The organism is Nonomuraea zeae, from assembly GCF_005889725.1.
Classification (GTDB): domain Bacteria; phylum Actinomycetota; class Actinomycetes; order Streptosporangiales; family Streptosporangiaceae; genus Nonomuraea; species Nonomuraea zeae.
Map to the genome: position 1 here is coordinate 47,113 of NZ_VCKX01000022.1, position 17,812 is coordinate 64,924.

Genomic DNA, 17,812 nt, shown 5'->3' on the forward strand with positions numbered 1-17,812 from the left:
CGGTGTCCCCGCGCCTGCGTGCCGCGCTGCCGCTGCTGCTCGACATGGCGGCCCCGGTGATCAGCTTCTTCCTGCTGCACTTCCTGCTGGGCTTCAGCCCCGTGCTCGCCCTGACGGTCGGCGCCGTGGTCGCCGGGCTGCGGACGGTCTACCGCAGCGTGCGGGAGCGCCGCATCAGCGCGTTCCCGCTGATGATGCTGCTGGTGCTGGCCGCCACGCTGGCGCTGGTGTTCGTGACCGGTGACGCCCGGCTGCTGCTGGCCAAGGGCGCGGTCATCCCGGCGCTCGGCGGCGCGTACGGGATCGCCACCACGTTCTTCGGCCGGACCGTGCTGAACGACGTGGTCGCCCCCTTCGTCACCAAGGGCGACGAGCGGCTCGGCGCGGGCTGGGAGGAGTGCTGGCGCGAGGACGCCGCCTTCGCCCGGCGGCTGCGGCTGCTCAACCTGCTGTGGGGGATCGGCTTCCTGACCAGCGCGGTCGTGCGGGTCGTGGTCATCTACAACGTGCCGCTCGACGTGGCCGTGGTGGCCGGGCAGGCGCCGACGCTGGCCGCCCTGGCGATCCTCGTCCTGATCACCCGGCCGCTCAGCGCGCCCCTGCTCGCGGCGCTGCGGCGGCGGGCCGCGCCCGTCCCGGAGGCCGTCCCGACATGACGTCGCCCACGGGAACGATGAGCGAGGCGGAACGGGAGGTCGTCGCCGACCGGGCGGCGGGCGGCGGGGGCTGGGTGCGGCGGCTGTGGCCGTACGTGCGCGACCAGCGCCGCCTGCTGGCCCTGGCCTTCGGCGCGGCGGCGCTGAGCGCGGTGCTCTCGTCGGCCGTGCCCCTGCTCCAGCAGCGGCTGCTCGACCAGGCGATCTCCGCCCGCGACGCGCCTCCGGGGCCGTGGCTGGCCCTGTTCCTCGGCCTGTCCGTCACCGCCTTCGCGGCGCGCCGGCTCTGCCTGGTGCTCCAGGCCAAGGTCATCACCCGCGTGCAGTACCGGCTGCGCGACGCCGTCCACGACCGGGCGCAGCGGCTCGGCCCGCGCTCCCGCGGCGGCCTGTCGACCGGGCAGATCATCTCGCGGGTGAACTCCGACACCGGATCGCTGGTGCGCGTGCTCGGGATGGCGCCGCAGATCTCCGGGGCGGTGCTGTTCACCGTGTTCGGGTTCGCGATGATGCTGACGATCTCGCCACTGCTGGCGCTCTGCGCCGCGCTGGCCGTGCCCGGCATGATCCTCGTCACCCGGTGGATGCGCGGCGACCTCACCCGCGCCACCGCGCTGGCCCAGCAATGTGCCGGCGAGCTCACCCACGCCGTGGACCAGGCGCTGACCGGCGTACGCGTGATCAAGGCGTTCGGGCAGGAGGCGCAGGAGCTGGCCCGGGTCGGGGCCGGCTCCGGCGAGCTGTACGAGGCGCGGATGCGGGCCGTGCGGCTCCAGGCGCGCGGGCAGGCCCTGCTGGCCGCGATCCCGGTGTTCGGCCAGGGCGCGATGCTGCTGCTCGGCGGCTGGCTGGCGATCCGGCACGAGATCACCGTGGGCGGGTTCCTGGCGTTCACGTCCTATCTGGCGATGCTGGTCAGCCCGGCGAACCTGATCGCCGGCGCGGTCATCCTCGCCCACCGCGCGCGGGCCTCCGCCGGCCGGATCTTCGAGGTGCTGGACGCGGTGCCCGCCGTCGTCGACCGCCCCGGCGCCCGGCCGCTGCCCGCGGGGCCCGGGGAGCTGGTCTTCGACCGGGTGGTCTTCGGCTACCCCGGGTCGGCGCCGCTGCTCGACGGGTTCAGCCTGCGGCTGGCCCCGGGAGAGACGGTGGCGCTGGTGGGCGGGTCCGGCTCCGGCAAGTCCACCGCCGGGCTGCTGCCCGCGCGCTTCCACGACGTCCTGAGCGGTGCCGTACGCCTGGACGGGCACGACGTCGCCGAGGTCGCCCTGGCCTCGCTGCGGTCCCGGATCGGCATGGCCTTCGAGGACCCCTTCCTGTTCTCCGGCACGATCCGCGAGAACATCACCTACGGCCGCCCGGACGCGACCGCCGCCGAGCTGGCCGCCGCCTCGGCCGCGGCCGGCCTGCACGACTTCGTGGCGGAGCTCCCCGGCGGGTACGACACGCCGGTCGGCGAGCACGGGACCGGGCTGTCCGGCGGGCAGCGGCAGCGGGTGGCGCTGGCCCGCGCCCTGCTGACCCGGCCGCGGGTGCTCGTCCTCGACGACGTCACCAGCGCGCTGGACCCGGTGCTCGAACGCGACCTCGTGACCGCCCTGCGGGAGGCGACGCGAGGGCGTACGACGCTGCTCATCACCCGCCGGCTGGCGGCGCTGGCGCTGGCGGACCGCGTCGCGCTGCTGGAGGGCGGCCGGGTGGTGGAGGAGGGGCGGCACGAGGAGCTGTGGGCGAGATCGGAGCGCTACCGCGCCGTCCTGTCCGAGGACTCCCCGTCCACCGGCCCGGCCCTCGCGTATCCGGCCGGCTCGGCTCCTGCGCATTCGGCTGTCTCGGCCGCCGTCGACTCGGGCCAGTTCCTCCCCACGGACGCGCAGACCCCGCAGCTCATGCCTTCGCTGGACGCGGGCGCGCCGCAGCTCGTGCCTCCGGCCGACGGGGGAGCCCCGCAGCGTGTGCCTCCGCCTGGCAGGGGCAGGCCGGTGGCAGACCCGCCGGGCCTTCCTCCTCTCCACCCCGGCAGATTCAGGGCGCGGGAACTGCTGACGGGGCAGTGGCGCGGGCTGCTGGCCGTGCTCGGGCTGGTGGCGCTGGGCGCCGTCACCGGGTCGGCCGGCCCGTACCTGGCCAAGGACGGCATCGACGAGGGCATGCTCAGCGGCTCGGCCACCGCGCTGTTCACCGCGTGCGCCGCGTTCGTCGCCGTCGCCACCGCCGGATACCTCGTCACCTGGGCGGTGCTGGTGGTCGCGGGACGGGTCGGGCAACGGCTGGTCCACACGCTCAGGATGCGCGTGTGGCGGCACGTGCAGGGCCTGCCCCTGGACGCCTACGAGCGCCGCCGCGGCGCCGACCTGCTCACCACCGTCGTCACCGACGTGGACACCCTCTCCGAGGTGTTCTCCACCGGCCTGGCCAGCATGGTGGTCGCCGGGTTCACCTCGGTGGCCGCGCTCGGCGTCATGGCCACGCTGGACGTACGGCTGGCCGGCGTGGCGCTCGCCGTGCTCGTCCCGCTGCTCGTGGTCGTGCTCCTGTGCGGGCGGCTGTCCACCGTCCACTACCGGCGGGCCCGCGAGCACACCGCGGACGTGGCCGCGCACCTGGAGCAGAGCCTGGCCGGGGTCAGGGAGTCGCAGGCCTTCGGCCAGCAGGACCGCAGGCAGGCCGCCTTCAGCCAGGCCGCCGGCGACTACGCCAGGGCGCGCCTGGCCACCCAGAGGCTGATCGCCACCTACTTCCCGCTGCTCGACCTGCTCGCCGAGGCGGGCACCGCGCTCCTGCTGGTGATCGGCGCGCCGCTGGTGGCGGCGGGGGAGCTGGCGCCGGGCGAGCTGGTGGCGTTCGTGCTCTACCTGGCGCTGCTGTTCGCGCCGATCCAGCAGGCGTTCGGCTTCTTCGACTCCTGGCAGCAGGCCCGGGTCTCGCTCGACCGCATCGGCGCCCTGCTGGCCGAGCCGGCGAGCGCCGCCGGGACCCGTGCCCTGCCGGGCCCGCGCGAGTGCCTGGAGCTGGCCGGGGTCGGCTTCCGGTACCAGAACGCGCCGCAAGACGTGCTGACCGGCGTCGACCTGACCGTGCGCGCCGGCGAGACGGTGGCGCTGGTCGGGGCCTCGGGCGCGGGCAAGTCGACGCTGGTGAAGCTGATCGCCGGGTTCCACCGGCCCACGTCGGGCTCGATCCGGCTCGACGGCCGCGACCTGCCGGCCGGGCACCGGGCCCATCTCGGGTACGTCCCCCAGGAGCCGTTCCTGTTCGCCAGGACCGTACGCGAGAACATCGCCTACGGCCGGCCGGAGGCCACCGACGCCGAGGTGACCCGGGCCGCCACCGAGGCAGGCGTGCACGAGACGATCCTGCGGCTGCCCGGCGGCTACGACCACCTGCTTCCCGGCTCGCTGTCCACCGGGCAGCGCCAGCTCGTCTGCCTGGCCAGGGCACTGCTGGTCGAGCCCGCCCTGCTCGTCCTGGACGAGGCGGCCGCCAACGCCGACCCGGAGGCGGCCGAGGCGATCCGGCGCGCCGCCGACCGGCACACCACCGTCATGATCACCCACCGCCTGTCCGGGGCGCAGGACGCCGACCGGGTGGCGGTGCTGGCGGGGGGACGGCTCGTGGAGGTGGGCACGCACGCCGACCTGCTGGCCGCGGAGGGACAGTACGCGGCGATGTGGCGCACGACCAGGGAAGACTGACCGGCTCAGGGCACGAGCAAGGTCCAGGCGGGCTGGCCGCTCCAGCGAGCGCAGTGGAACACGGCAACTGGCACCCGCCCGGAAGCGCCGAGGAGTCCCCGGAAGAACTGGGGGACGGGAGCCGCCCGGATCAGAGGTGGGTGGCGGCGGCGGTGCGCAGGGAGTCGTGGTAGTCCACGCACGACTGGTAGCTGGGGAGCAGGCCGCGTTCCAGCGCCTCCTGCAGCGTCGGCGCGGCGGCGTCGTGGCCCGACACGATCGGCGGCTCCGGCAGCGCGAACGGCAGTCCCAGCTCCGGGTCCAGCGGATGCACGGTGATCACGTCCTGCGGCCGGTACGGCTGCGAGCACTGGTACTGCACGCACGTGTCGTCCGTCAGCGCCATAAAGGCGTGCCCGAGCCCTTCGCCCAGGTACACGCTGGCCCGGGCGCGCTGGTCGAGCACGGTCAGCGCGTGCTGCCCGAAGGTGGGCGAGCCGACCCGCAGGTCCACCACGGCGTCGAGCACCGTGCCCCGAACGCAGGTGACGATCTTCGCCAGCCCCGGCGGGACCGCCGCGCCGTGGACGCCGCGCACCACCCGCCGCCGCGAGACCGAGAAGTTGCTCTGTACGACCCGCAGCGGATGCCCCAGCGCCTCCGCCAGGACCTCCTCCCGGTACGCCTCGTAGAACAGGCCGCGCTCGTCGTCGAACCGCTCCGCGGTGATCAGCAGGGCGTCAGGGATCGCGAGCCGGCGTACGTGCATGCTGCGGGTGGAAACCTCTCGAACGGCCATGCCCGCGAGGTTAGGCGGCCCGGCTAGAGACCGGTTCGAGTCCCGGTCGGAGCGGCCGTCCTCAAGGCGGGAACCAGTGCCCGTCCTCAAGGCGGGAACCGGAGGGCGGCAGGAGCGGGCTGCCATGGATCCGCGAGCGGTTCTCGACCGGCCGGGCCGACGATCGCACTGTCGTCCCGCCCGCCACCGGCATGGATGGATGGAACCGTCATGAGCCACGCCACCTTGACCCGGCACCTCCCGTCCTCCCTGGAGGCCGCCCGCCGGTTCGCCCGCTCCGCGCAGGTCACCGAGAGCTGGGTGACCAGCAACGCCCAGGTCGACGCCTGGCTGGCCGAGCAGCACCGGTCGAACCCCTTCCACGTGGCCAGGATCCCGTTCTCCCGGCTGCGCGGCTGGCGCTTCCGCCCGGACACCGGCAACCTGGCCCACGACAGCGGACGCTTCTTCAGCGTCGAGGGCCTGCACGTACGCACCGACTTCGAGACCGGCGGCAGCTGGTCGCAGCCCATCATCAACCAGCCCGAGATCGGCATCCTCGGCATCCTGGCCAAGGAGTTCGACGGCGTCCTGCACCTGCTCATGCAGGCCAAGATGGAGCCCGGCAACATCAACGGGATCCAGCTCTCCCCGACCGTGCAGGCCACCAGGAGCAACTACATCGGCGTGCACGGCGGCCGGCCGATCGACTACCTCGAGTTCTTCACCGACCGCTCCCGCGCCGAGGTCGTCGTGGACGTGCTGCAGTCGGAGCAGGGCTCCTGGTTCCTGCGCAAGCGCAACAGGAACATGGTCGTGGAGGTCACCGGCGACGTTCCCGAGCACCCGGACTTCCGCTGGCTGACGCTCGGCCAGGTCGACCGCCTGATGCGGGTGGACAACATGATCAACATGGACGCCCGGTCCGTGCTGTCCTGCCTGCCCCGCGTGCCCGAGACCGGCGGCGCCGCCGACGACCACCAGGCCATGCTGCGGGCCTCGTTCGCGCCCGACGCCTGGTCGCTGCACCCCGACGCGGTGATCCTGCAGTGGCTGACCGAGCTGAAGGCCCGCCACGAGCTGGTGCAGCACCAGGACGGGCTGAACACCGTCAAGGGCTGGTACCGCGACGAGCACCGCATCGCGCACGAGAGCGGCAAGTACTTCACCGTGATGGCCGCCGAGGTGCAGGCCGGCAACCGGGAGGTGCCCGCCTGGACGCAGCCGCTGGTCGAGCCGGTCGAGCGGGGCGTCACCGCGTTCTTCACCCGGCCCATCGGCGGCGTGCTGCACCTGCTGGTCCACGCCCGCGCCGAGGCCGGGTCCCGTGACGTGGTCGAGCTGGCCCCCACCGTGCAGTTCGAGCCGGTCAACTACGCCGACCTGCCGCCCGGCCAGGGCCCCCGCTTCCGGGCCGAGGCGCTGTCCGCGCCCGCCGCCCAGATCAGGTACGACGTGATCCAGTCGGAGGAGGGCGGCCGCTTCCACTGCGCGGAGACCCGCAACCTGATCGTCGACGTCGGCGGGAGCTTCCCGCTGGAGGTGCCGCCCGAGTTCGTCTGGATGACGCCGCGGCAGATCACGTCACTGCTGCGGCACAGCTACTACCTCGGCATCCAGGCACGCAGCCTCTTCGCCGGCCTCCAGTCGATCTCATGAGGACCGCGCTGCTGCGGACGCCGGCGGTGGGCGTGCGGCCGATCCGGATGGCCGTGCTGGGCGCGGCCGACATCGCCCGCCGCCGCATGCTCCCCGCCATGGCGAGCGTCCCCGAGATCGAGCCGGTCGTCGTGGCCAGCCGCGACCCGGACCGGGCCGCCGCACTGGCCGGCGAGTACGGGCTGGGCGCCGAGCGGAGCTACGAGGCCGTCCTGCGGCGCGACGACCTGGACGCCGTCTACCTCCCGCTGCCCAACGCCCTGCACTTCCCCTGGGCCGAACGCGCACTCGAAGCGGGCCTGCACGTGCTGGTGGAGAAGCCGCTCACCACGTCCCGCGACCACACCGCCCGCCTCCAGCTCCTGGCGGGCGGACGCGGCCTGGTGCTGATGGAGGCGATGATGTTCGTCTGCCACCGCCAGCACGAGCAGGTGCGCGCGCTGATGGCCGGGCTCGGCACGCCGCTGGCGTTCGCCGCGGCCTTCACCGTCCCGCCCCGCCCCGGTGCGGACATCCGCTACCGGCCCGACCTCGGCGGCGGCGCGCTGCTGGACACGGGGGTCTACCCGCTCAGGGCCGCCCAGCACCTGCTGGGGCCCGACCTGCGGGTGGCGGCCGCCGTGTTGCGGCACGACCGGGCCCTCGGCGTGGACGTGGGCGGCGAGGCCCTGCTGCTCTCCCCGGACGGGGTGACCGCCCACCTGGAGTTCGGGCTGGACCGGCCGTACCGGTGCAGGTACGAGATCAGCGGCACGGCCGGCCGGCTGCTGCTCGACCGCGCGTTCACCCCGCCGCCCGGCCTGGCTCCGACGGCCCTGCTGACCGACCCGGCAGGGGCGGTCACAAAGTTGCCGCTGGCGGCCGACGACCAGTTCGCCGCCCTGCTGCGCCGCTTCGCCCGCGCGGTGCGCGCGGGCCGGGCCCCGGCCGAGGACGTCGAGGCGTCGCTGGCCCAGGCCCGGCTCCTGCACGATCTCCGCGAAGCGGCCCGCCGGGTCACGGTATGAGAGGAGAGATCCTGTGAAACGGGCTGTCATCCTTGGCGGGACCGGGTTCGTGGGCCGGCACGTGAGCCGGGCCTTCACCGACGCGGGCTGGGAAACCGTCACCGTCGGCAGGTCCGCCGCCGCGGACCTCCGGCTCGATCTCGTCGCCGCCGCCCTTGACACCGTCGCCGGGGCCTTCGCGGGCGCGGAGGTCGTGGTCAACGCGGCCGGCAGCTACTGGGGGCTGGGGGAGGAGCAGATGCGGGTCTCGCTCGTCACGCTGACCGAGCGGGTGCTCGCCGCCCGGCCGCCGCGCCTGGTCCAGCTGGGCACCGTGCTGGAGTACGGGCCGCTGCCGCCCGGCCGCTGCGTGACCGAGAACGACCCGATCGACCCGGTTGGCGGCTACGGCCGCACCAAGTACGCCGCCACCAAGGCCGTGCTCGACTCCGGCGTGGAGGCCGTGGTGCTGCGGGTGACCAACTCGGTGGGGCCTGGCGCGCATCCTTCCAGCCTGCTGGGAAAGGTGGCGTACGCGCTGCTCGAAGCCGTCAGGGCCGGCCGGCCCGCCCGGCTGGAGCTGGCGCCGCTGCGCGCGGTGCGGGACTACCTGGACGTTCGGGATCTGGCCGAGGCGGTGGTGGCCGCCGCCGGCGCCGCGCCCGGCGTGGTCAACATCGGCACCGGGCGGGCCGTGCCGATCCGGTCGCTGGTGAACGGGCTGATCGAGGTCAGCGGGGTCGCGGCGGAGATCGTCGAGCGGGAGCCACCGGCGACCTCGCAGGTCTCGCCGGGCGCGATCGCCGAGTGGCTCCAGGTCGATCCGTCCACGGCTCGCGACGTCCTGGGCTGGACGGCCCGCCGCGACCTGGAGCAGGCCCTGGGCGACTTCTGGCGTTCGCTCAACTGAGCACCTGGATCCCTGTCTCCGGCCGGGCGCACAACCGGGCGCACAACCGGGCGCACAACCAGGCACGCAACCGGGCGCACAAAGGTGATCCCCCGCCGCGGCGGGGGATCACCCTTTCGTGCGTCACAGCGGGATGTTGCCGTGCAGCCCCCGCCGCCCCGGGGCCGCGGCCAGCGCGCGGGCCAGCATCAGCCGGGTACGGGCCGGATCGATGATCTCGTCCACCACCCCGATCTCCCGGGCCTTCCCCACGCCGCCGGCCAGCTCCACGTGCTCGGCCACCAGCCGCGCCCGCAACTCCTCGCGTTCCGCGTCGAGCGCGGCGGCCAGCTTGCGGCGGTGCAGCAGGTTGACCGCCGCCTCCGCGCCCATCACCGCCACCTCGGCGGTCGGCCAGGCGTACACGGCCGTGGCGCCCAGGGCCCGGGAGTTCATCGCGATGTACGCGCCCCCGTACGACTTCCTGATGACCAGCGTCACCCGCGGCACCGTGGCCTCGGCGAAGGCGTGCAGGAGCTTGGCCCCCCGGCGCACCACGCCGCCCCACTCCTGGCTGACCCCCGGCAGGTAGCCGGGCACGTCCACCAGCACCGCCAGCGGCACGCCCAGCGCATCGCACATGCGCACGAACCGGGCGGTCTTCTCGGCCGAATGGGAGTCCAGGCAGCCCGCTAGCCGCAGCGGGTTGTTGGCGATGAGGCCGATGGTGCGGCCGGCGAGCCGGCCGAGCGAGGTGACCATGTTCGGTGCGAACTTGGCCTGCAGCTCGACCTGGCTGCCCGGGTCGAGCACCTTGGCCACCAGCGGCTTGATGTCGTAGGCGCGGTTCGGCTGGCCCGGCAGGATGCCCTTGAGCTCGGGCTGGGGGGCCAGCCCGGCGATCAGGAAACGGCCCTGGTTCCCGAGCAGCGCCGTCAGGTGGCGGGCCAGGGCGATGGCCTCGTCCTCGCCGGGCGCGGTCACGTGCGCGACGCCCGAGCGCCGGCCGTGGGTGTCGGGGCCGCCCAGCTTCTCCATGTCGACGACCTCGCCGGTGACGCTGCGGACGATGTCCGGGCCGGTGACGAAGATCCGGCCCGTGTCGCTCATCACGACCAGGTCGGTCAGCGCCGGCCCGTACGCCGCGCCGCCCGCGGCCGGCCCCAGCACCACGGAGATCTGCGGCACCTTGCCCGAGGCCCGGACCATGGCGGCGAAGACCCGGCCGACGGCGTCCAGCGCCACCACGCCCTCGGCCAGCCGGGCGCCACCGGAGTGCCAGAGGCCGACGACCGGCACCCGGTCCCGTACGGCACGGTCGATGGCGTCGACGATGTGGCGGCAGCCCTCCTCGCCCATGGCGCCGCCCATGCTCCTGGCGTCCGTGGCGAACACGATCACCGGGACGCCCGCGACGGTGCCGCGGCCCCAGAGAGCGCCGGAGTCGTCGGCGTCGTGCGCGAGGATCAGCGAGCCCCGGTCGGTGAAGTCGCCCAGCCGCACCAGAGGGTCGCGGCGGTCGATGGCGGCCGATGGGGCCGGTGCGGTGATGGTCACGCGGGATCAGCCCTTTCAGGTCAGGAGGCGGGAACGCAGGGCGGCCACGGTCGGCGCGTCGATGCCGAGACCGGTGCACAGATAGCCGCGGAACGAGCCGAAGGAGGTCTTGGCCTGCTCGACGGCGGCGTCGAGGTACTCGGTCCAGGCGTAGGTGACGCCGAAGGTCAGGTTGCTGAGCAGGAACTCCTCGTTGATCTTGGCGCGCGGCACGTCGAGCAGGTGCATGAGTAGCGCGATCAGATAGCCGGTGCGGTAGGTGCCGGAGTTGCAGTGCACGTAGAGCGGCGTGCTGCCGGTGGCCGCGATCTTGCGGAGCGTGGCGCCCAGGGACTGCCTGGCCTGCGCGCTGGTCACGTACTCGCGGAACTCGTTCAGCACGTACGGGTCCGGGTTCTGGGTGTCGATCTCGGGCGGCATCGGGTTGGCCGCGTCGTCGCCGATCGGGGCGCTGAAGAGCTGCACGCCCGGCGGCAGGCGGTCCACCCGGCCGCCCGCCAGCTCCCGGTTGCTGAGCAGGTTGACGTCCCAGGCCAGGCCGAGCGTGGCGAGCTGGGTCAGGCCGGTGTCGGTGACGTGGGCCAGGTAGCTGCCGCGCCAGATCCGGCCCCGCTTGATAGCCCGGCCCTGCCGGTTGGTGTACCAGCCGATGTCGCGGATGTTGAACGCGCCCTCCACGTCGAAGAAGTGCTCGCGCGGGTCCTCTGCCGTGGCGCGGGCGCGGCTCGGCGGCAGCAGGGCCGCGCCCAGGAATCCGACGCCGGCGGCGGTCAGGACGCTGCGGCGGCTGGGGGTCTCGATCATGGGGTGGGCCTTTCTGGCGAGGCCGGTTTGCGGCCGATCACGAGGGTGTCGGTGGTGCCAAGGGGGCGGACTTCGGTGTCGGCGCAGCCGGCGGCGGCCAGCCAGCTCAGGCACTCGCGGGAGGTGTACTCGGAGCCGCCCTCGGTGACGAGCAGCATGTTGAGGCTGATCAGGATGCGGGCCAGGTCGGACGGCTCCTCGGGCAGCATCGCGTCGTAGATCAGCAGCGCGCCGCCGGGCTCGACCGCCCGGTATGCCTTGGCGATCAGCTCGGCCCGCTGTTCCGGCGACCAGTTGTGCAGCACGTGCCCGAGGATCACGATCTCGCCGGGCGGCAGCTCGTCGGCGAAGAAGTCGCCGGCCAGGAACCAGGCCCGGTCGGCCACGCCCAGCCGCTCGGCGTGCTCGGCGTGCGGCCCGGCCAGCGGCGGCAGGTCGAACACCCCCGCCTCCAGGTGCGGGTAGGCCCGCATGAGCAGCCCGGCCAGGTTGCCCCGGCAGCCGCCGACGTCCAGCACCCGCCGGTGCCCGGCCCAGTCGAACTGCTCGATGAGGTGCGGCGCGACCAGGCTGTTGGCCGAGTCCATCATGCGCAGGTACTGCTCGCGCTGCGTCGGGTCGGCCAGCATGCGCAGGAACGCGCCCTCGTCGGCCGCCCCCGCGGTCTGCGGCGCGCCGGTGGTGAGCGCCTCGGTCAGCCGGCCCCACGCCGGATAGAGCATGTGGTTGGCCCGGTACAGGAAGCCGCCCACGTAGTCGGGCTTGCCCGGCACCAGCGTGGCCGAGGCCGACTGCGTGTTGCGGTAGCGGCCGGCGTCCAGCTCCAGCAGGCCGAGCAGCACCAGGCCGTGCAGGAAGTCGCGGGCGGCCCGCGGATGCAGGCCGATCCTGGCGACGATCTCACCCTGGCTGGAGGGGCCGTGCTCCTCCAGGTCGCTGAACAGCCCGAGCTCACCGGCGGTGAGCAGCAGCTTCGCATGGCAGAACGCGTTGCTGAGGCGCTTGACGTCGATCGGAGACGGCCCGAGGACGACCCGGGATGACTGACTCATGAATCGCTCCTTCTCGAAGGGGGATGCCGGGCGGTCAACCGGCCAGGACCACGGCGCACACGTTGGCCAGGCAGGCCAGCAGGGCCAGGCACGTACGGGCCAGATGCCAGGCCCGCCAGCGCCGCCGCGGATCGCGCCAGTCGGCGGGCAGGCTCGACGGCGCCAGCCGCTTGACCGCGCGGTTGATCGGCACGTTCCCGAACTGGGAGATCACCGACACCCCGGCCTGCAGCCCCGCCGCCACGGCGAACAGCGCCCGGTACGGCGAGCCCGCGGTGAACGCAAGCACCACGTCGGCGGCCGTGCAGGTGAGCACCAGCGGCGGCATCACCCGGTCGAAGTGCCGGCCGATCAGCTGGTGGACCTCGACGTACCCGGCCGGCGGCATGGCCAGGAACGCCGGGACCACGCTGAGTGCGACCGCGAACAGCACGCCGGCCAGCAGCCCGCTGCCGACCAGCACCAACACGCTCAGGACAACGGTCATGCCAGGCAGGATCCGGTGCGGGGCTGAAGCCCCGCTCAACAGCGGCTGGCGGGCCCGGCCGGACGTCCTAAGAGCCCTGGAGCGGCCCTCTAGCCGCGAGGGCGAGAGTCTGCGCAGCGAGTCCGGGCCCGCCGATGGCGGCGGCTGAGATCGGAGGATTCATGACATCGAGCCTCGCGGCTGAGCAGCAGTCGCCGACGGGTCCCACGTTCGGATCGGGCGGTCCGCAGCATCACCTGCTGACCGTGCTGGCCGGAAAGATGATCTCCGCGACGGTCTGCACGCTGGCGCAGGTCGGCGTGGCCGACCACCTGGCCGACGGCCCGCGGCCGGTCGCCGAGCTGGCCGCGGCCACCCAGACCGATCCGGGCATGCTCTACCGGTTCCTGCGGGCCGCCGCCTCGGTCGGGATCTTCGCCGAGCTGCCGGACGGCCGCTTCGAGCTCACCGGCACCGGCGAGTACCTGCGCAGCGACGTGCCGGGCTCGCTGCGCCACCTGGCGTGGCTGTACGGCGAGGAGAGCATCTGGAACTGCTTCGGCTACGCGGTCGAGACCCTGCGCACGGGCGAGCCGGCCGGCCCCAAGGTGCGCGACGGCAAGGGCTGGTTCGAGTACATGGAGGAGCGGCCCGTCGTCGCCGAGGTCTTCCACCGGGCGATGACCGGCACCAGCAACATGGCCGCCCAGGTCGCCGACTCCTACGACTTCAGCCGCTTCTCCTTCATCGCCGACATCGGCGGCGGCCAGGGCCGGCTGCTGGCGGCCATCCTCGGCAAGAACCCCGGCGCCCGCGGCCTGCTGTTCGACCAGGCGTCCGCGATCGACGGCGCGGCCGAGGTGCTGGCCAAGCACGACGTCGCCGACCGGGCCGAGCTGGTGGTCGGCGACTTCTTCGTGGAGATCACTCCCGGGCCGGACGCGTACCTGCTCAAGGCGATCCTGCACGACTGGGACGACGACGACTGCGTCGCGATCCTGCGCAACATCCGCACCGCGCTCGGCGACAAGAGCGAGGGCCGGGTCTTCATCGTCGAGGCCGTCGTGCCCGACGGCAACGACTGGCACTTCAGCAAGGCCATGGACATCGCGATGGGCGTCAGCCTCGGCAGCAAGGAGCGCAACCTGCGCGACTGGCGCGAGCTGCTGGCCGCCTCCGGCTTCGAGCTGGTCGACACCACCAAGACCATGCCGCCGCACTGGATCATCGAGGCCCGCCCGATCTGAGGAAGGCGCTGCCATGCCGAGCTACTCCTACCCCTTCGCCTGGCCGTCCCCGACGGAGCAGCCCAAGGAGTTCGCGGACCTGCACTCCGAGCCCGTCGTCCGGGTCACGCTGCCCAGCGGCGACGAGGCCCTGCTGCTGACCCGCTACGACGACATCCGCCAGGTGCTGGCCGACCCCCGGGTGAGCAAGAACCGCAACCGCCCCGACGTGGCCAGGATGACCGCCAAGAAGGTCAAGGTCTTCCAGCGCCAGGTGGACATGGACCCGCCCGGTCACACCCGGATGCGCCGCCTGATCGGCAAGGCGTTCACCGCCCACCGCATCGAACGCCTGCGCCCGCGCATCGAGCAGATCACCGGGGAGCTGCTGGACGAGCTGGCCGGGCGGAGCGGCCCGGTGGACCTGAACCAGGCGTTCTCTTACCCGCTGACGATCCGGATCATCTGCGAGCTGCTCGGCGTGCCCGAGCAGGAGCGGGCCCACTTCGGCGACACCAGCTCCCCGCCCTGGGAGTACATGCGCGCGCTGATCGCCCGCAAGCGAGAGGATCCGGACGACGAGCTGATCAGCGCGCTGATCAAGGTCAGCGACGAGGACGACGGCCGGCTGAGCGAGGAGGAGCTGCACTGGTGGTCCACGCTCCTGCTGCTGGCCGGCTACGAGACGACGGCCAGCCAGCTCTCCGGCTGCGTGGTGCTGCTGCTGTCGCGCCCGGAGCAGCTCGCGCTGCTGCGCGAGGACGAGACGCGGATGCCGGCCGCGGTGGAGGAGCTGCTGCGCTGCCAGATCGTCGGCTCGTCGCTGTCGATGCTGCGCTACGTCACCGAGGACATCGAGGTCGCCGGGATGACGATCCCCAAGGGGTCGAGCGTCATCCCGGCGCTCGAAGCCGGCAACCACGACCCGTCCGCGTTCGGCTGCCCGGCCGAGCTGGACCTGACCCGCGAGGGCCGCACCCAGCTCACCTTCAGCACCGGCCAGCACTACTGCGTGGGCGCGCCGCTGGCCAGGGCGGTGCTGCAGATCGGGCTGTCCGGGCTGCTGCGCCGCTTCCCCGGGCTGCGCCTGGCCACGCCCGTCGCCGAGCTGGAACGCCAGCACGACGCCTTCTTCCAGGGCTTCACGGAGGTGCCCGTTGTCTGGTGACGAGCGGGACGAGGCCCGCCGGCCCGAGGGCGAGGCGCGCTGCCCCTACCCGTTTCCGCGCCCGTCGGCCCTGGAGGTGCCGTACGAGCTGGCGGAGATCCGCGAACGTCCGGTGGTTCCGATCACGCTGCCCAGCGGCGACGGCGCGCTGCTCGTGACCCGGTACGCCGACGTGCGGCGGCTGCTGCTCGACGAGCGGCTCAGCCGCAACCTCGGCCGCCCCGGCGCCGCCCGGATCGCCAAGAACAACCGCATGTTCCAGGACCCCAGGATCGACCCGGACCCGCCCGCGCACACCCGGGTGCGCCGCCTGGTCATGCGCGCCTTCACCCCTGCCCGGGTCGAGGCGCTGCGCCCGTACATCCACTCCGTGGTGGACGAGCTGCTGACCCGCATGGCGCGGCACGACGGGGCCGCCGACCTGAACGAGGCGCTCGCCTTCCCGCTGCCGATCCGGGTCATCTGCCGCCTGCTCGGCGTCCCCGAGCGGGACACGGCGCTGTTCCGCGACTGGACCGACCACTTCCTGTCGGTCAGCCGGTTCCCGCCCGAGGAGATCAAGGCCGCGATGGCGGACATGAACCGCTACATCGGCGAGCTGATCGCCGCCAAGCGGGCCGAACCCGGCGACGACCTGGTCAGCGCCCTGATCCAGGTACGCGACCAGGAGGACGGCCGGCTCGCCGAGCACGAGCTGCACTGGTGGTGCCGGCTGCTGCTGCTCGTCGGCTACGAGACCACCGCGACCCAGCTCGGCGGCGGCGTCGCCCTGCTGCTGTCGCACCCGGAGCAGCTCGCGCTGCTGCGCGCCGATTACGGCCGCGTCCCGGCGGCGGTGGAGGAGTGCCTGCGCTGGAAGCTGGTCGGCTCGTCGGTGTCGATGCTGCGCTACGCGATCGACGACATCGAGATGGACGGCTACACGATCCCGAAGGGCGCCAGCGTGATCCCGGCCGTGGACTCGGCCAACCAGGACGCGACGGCCTTCGACCGGCCCGGCGAGTTCGACATCACCAGAGAGGACGTGGGCGGGCACCTGACCTTCAGCGTCGGCCCGCACTTCTGCGTGGGCGCCGCGCTGGCCAGGACCCAGCTCCAGATCGCCACCGAGAGCCTGCTGCGCCGATTCCCCCGCCTGCGGCTGGCCGTCCCGGCCAAGGACCTGCGCCGGCACGAGGGATCGCTGCTGGAGGCGTTCACCGAGATCCCGGTCACCTGGTGAGGAGGCAGAACGGCATGCGCGTGCTCGTCACCTGCTGGGCCTGGTCGTCGCACTACCTGCCGCTGGTCCCCGTCCTGTGGGCGCTGCGGGCCGCCGGGCACGAGGTATGCGTCGCCAGCCAGCCCGCGATGGCCGGGGTGGTCACCGACTCCGGCGCGGTGTTCGTACCGGCCGGTCCCGACGTGGACCACGAGCGGCTGCGCGCCGAGCGGATGGACGGCCTGCGCCACGACCGCGTCCCGGCCGCCCCGCCGCCCGGCGTGTCCGCGGGCGAGCACTGGCGGCCCGGCCAGCGGGAGAAGGTGGCGCGGGTGTTCGGCGTGTTCGCCGCCAGGGCCGACCTCATGGTGGACGACACGCTGGAGTTCGCCCGCCGCTGGCGGCCGGACCTCGTGCTGTTCGAGCCGACCAGCTACGCGGGACCGCTGGTCGCCGCCCTGCTGGGCGTGCCCGCCGTACGGCACATCCACGGCGTGGACCTCACCTACCAGGCGCACGAGCTCGTCCCCGAGGTGCTGGCCCCCACGACCGCCCGGCTCGGCCTGGGCGACTGCCGCATCCTGGGCGACCTGACCGTGGACCCGTGCCCGCCCAGCATGCAGATCCCGGCCCGGGTCGAGCGGGCGAGGGTCGGCTACGTGCCGTACAACGGGCGGGCCGTGCTGCCCGACTGGTTGTGGGAGCCGCCGTCCCGGCCGCGCGTCTGCCTGACCTGGGGGGCGACCACGACCAGCCTCGGCGGGGCCGCCGCCTTCCTGCTGCCCGCCGTGGTCTCCGCGCTGTCCGAGCTGGACGTGGAGCTGGTCGTCGCCGTCGGCCGCCAGGACCGTGAGCAGCTCGGCCAGGTGCCCCCGGGCGTCCGCGTCACCAGCGGGGTCGCCCTGCACCAGCTCCTGCCCACCTGCTCGGCGCTGGTGCACCAGGGCGGCTTCGGCAGCACGCTGACGGGTGTCTACTACGGCGTCCCGCAGCTCGTCCTGCCGCAGCTCGTGGACCAGATCTTCGCCGCCGACCGGCTCGCCGCCACCGGCGCGGGCACCTGCCTGCCCCGCGACCAGGTGAACGCCGCGACGCTGCGGGATCGCGTACGCGACCTGCTGGCCTCCGGCCGGCCCGCCGCCGAACGGCTGCGCGCGGAGCTGCGGGCCCAGCCCACGCCCAACGACGTCGTCCCGGTCCTGGAACGCCTGGCCGCCTAGAGGAGAGACCCCGATGAGCAGACCCACCACCGCCACCCCACCGCGTACGAGCGCCGAGCGCCGGGCCGACGTCCTCCAGGCGCTGGCCGGCGAGCGGCACGTCTGGCTGGCCACGGCGGGTGCGGAAGGGCCGCACCTGGTGCCGCTGGCGTTCGCCTGGGACGGCACCGACGTGATCATGATGACCAAGCGCGGCAACCGCACGGTGACGAACCTGCGCAGGACCGGTCGCGCCCGCGCCGCGCTGGGCACCGCCCGGGACGTGGTGCTCATCGACGGCCCCGTCACGCTGGCCGAGCCCGCCGACCTGCCCGACCGGGTCCGCGCCCTGTTCGGCCGCCTGCCCCTGAACCCGGACCAGGTGCCCGGCGTGATCGCCCTGTGCCTGCGCCCGGAGCGCGTCAGCGCCTGGCGCGACCTGTCCGAGATCCCCGCCAGAACGGTCATGTCCGGCGGTCACTGGCTCGACTGATCCC

At 73.6% G+C, this 17,812-nt stretch carries 15 protein-coding genes; 10 read left to right on the plus strand and 5 right to left on the minus strand.

All coding sequences use genetic code 11. The features are described 5' to 3' along the window. Positions 1 to 2: 2 nt before the first annotated feature. Positions 3 to 656 (plus strand): VC0807 family protein, encoded by a 654-nt coding sequence (locus ETD85_RS10075; RefSeq protein WP_206058215.1) that lies wholly within the window; start codon positions 3 to 5, stop codon positions 654 to 656. A 17-nt stretch (positions 657 to 673) separates the two neighbouring features. After that, complete coding sequence (locus ETD85_RS10080; protein WP_206058216.1) at positions 674 to 4,351, plus strand: ABC transporter ATP-binding protein; 3,678 nt, start codon at positions 674 to 676, stop codon at positions 4,349 to 4,351. A gap of 130 nt (positions 4,352 to 4,481) precedes the next feature. Here the strand turns inward: ETD85_RS10080 and ETD85_RS10085 are convergent, their stop codons facing one another. Then, positions 4,482 to 5,129: a dTDP-4-dehydrorhamnose 3,5-epimerase family protein gene (locus ETD85_RS10085; RefSeq protein ID WP_240779063.1), complete on the minus strand. Its 648-nt coding sequence runs from the start codon at positions 5,127 to 5,129 to the stop codon at positions 4,482 to 4,484. Positions 5,130 to 5,339: 210 nt separating this feature from the next. On the opposite strand from ETD85_RS10085, the gene ETD85_RS10090 reads away from it, so the two are divergent. Genes ETD85_RS10090 through ETD85_RS10100 form a run of 3 tightly spaced genes read left to right on the plus strand, consistent with a single transcriptional unit; the run spans position 5,340 to position 8,663 of the window. Next, positions 5,340 to 6,767 (plus strand): NDP-hexose 2,3-dehydratase family protein, encoded by a 1,428-nt coding sequence (locus tag ETD85_RS10090; protein ID WP_138689365.1) that lies wholly within the window; start codon positions 5,340 to 5,342, stop codon positions 6,765 to 6,767. Continuing rightward, complete coding sequence (locus ETD85_RS10095; protein ID WP_206058217.1) at positions 6,764 to 7,774, plus strand: Gfo/Idh/MocA family protein; 1,011 nt, start codon at positions 6,764 to 6,766, stop codon at positions 7,772 to 7,774. Before ETD85_RS10090 ends, ETD85_RS10095 begins: the two co-directional genes overlap by 4 nt. Positions 7,775 to 7,787: 13 nt before the next feature. After that, positions 7,788 to 8,663, plus strand: coding sequence for an NAD-dependent epimerase/dehydratase family protein (locus ETD85_RS10100; protein ID WP_170246611.1), 876 nt, complete (start codon positions 7,788 to 7,790; stop codon positions 8,661 to 8,663). A gap of 123 nt (positions 8,664 to 8,786) precedes the next feature. Here ETD85_RS10100 and ETD85_RS10105 read toward each other — a convergent pair whose 3' ends face one another. Genes ETD85_RS10105 through ETD85_RS10120 form a run of 4 tightly spaced genes read right to left on the minus strand, consistent with a single transcriptional unit; the run spans position 8,787 to position 12,542 of the window. Next, on the minus strand, positions 8,787 to 10,199 hold the full coding sequence (locus ETD85_RS10105) for an acyl-CoA carboxylase subunit beta (protein WP_206058218.1): 1,413 nt from the start codon (positions 10,197 to 10,199) through the stop codon (positions 8,787 to 8,789). Positions 10,200 to 10,214: 15 nt separating this feature from the next. Next, positions 10,215 to 11,003, minus strand: coding sequence for a tyrosine-protein phosphatase (locus ETD85_RS10110; protein ID WP_138689367.1), 789 nt, complete (start codon positions 11,001 to 11,003; stop codon positions 10,215 to 10,217). Then, the gene (locus tag ETD85_RS10115; RefSeq protein WP_138689368.1) at positions 11,000 to 12,055 is read right to left on the minus strand and encodes a methyltransferase; all 1,056 of its coding nucleotides are present in this window, start codon (positions 12,053 to 12,055) and stop codon (positions 11,000 to 11,002) included. Before ETD85_RS10115 ends, ETD85_RS10110 begins: the two co-directional genes overlap by 4 nt. A gap of 34 nt (positions 12,056 to 12,089) precedes the next feature. Continuing rightward, complete coding sequence (locus ETD85_RS10120) at positions 12,090 to 12,542, minus strand: anthrone oxygenase family protein (protein WP_138689369.1); 453 nt, start codon at positions 12,540 to 12,542, stop codon at positions 12,090 to 12,092. Between the two features lie 161 nt (positions 12,543 to 12,703). On the opposite strand from ETD85_RS10120, the gene ETD85_RS10125 reads away from it, so the two are divergent. From ETD85_RS10125 to ETD85_RS10145, 5 genes are read left to right on the plus strand one after another with little or no spacing between them, the layout of a single operon-like run. Continuing rightward, on the plus strand, positions 12,704 to 13,768 hold the full coding sequence (locus ETD85_RS10125; protein WP_138689370.1) for a methyltransferase: 1,065 nt from the start codon (positions 12,704 to 12,706) through the stop codon (positions 13,766 to 13,768). Between the two features lie 13 nt (positions 13,769 to 13,781). After that, positions 13,782 to 14,915: a cytochrome P450 gene (locus ETD85_RS10130; protein WP_138689371.1), complete on the plus strand. Its 1,134-nt coding sequence runs from the start codon at positions 13,782 to 13,784 to the stop codon at positions 14,913 to 14,915. Beyond that, complete coding sequence (locus ETD85_RS10135; RefSeq protein ID WP_138689372.1) at positions 14,905 to 16,137, plus strand: cytochrome P450; 1,233 nt, start codon at positions 14,905 to 14,907, stop codon at positions 16,135 to 16,137. The genes ETD85_RS10130 and ETD85_RS10135 overlap by 11 nt, the downstream gene beginning before the upstream one ends. Before the next feature lie 14 nt (positions 16,138 to 16,151). Next, positions 16,152 to 17,336 (plus strand): nucleotide disphospho-sugar-binding domain-containing protein, encoded by a 1,185-nt coding sequence (locus ETD85_RS10140; protein ID WP_138689373.1) that lies wholly within the window; start codon positions 16,152 to 16,154, stop codon positions 17,334 to 17,336. Between the two features lie 13 nt (positions 17,337 to 17,349). Further along, positions 17,350 to 17,808: a pyridoxamine 5'-phosphate oxidase family protein gene (locus ETD85_RS10145; protein WP_138689374.1), complete on the plus strand. Its 459-nt coding sequence runs from the start codon at positions 17,350 to 17,352 to the stop codon at positions 17,806 to 17,808. The last annotated feature ends 4 nt before the right edge of the window (positions 17,809 to 17,812 follow it).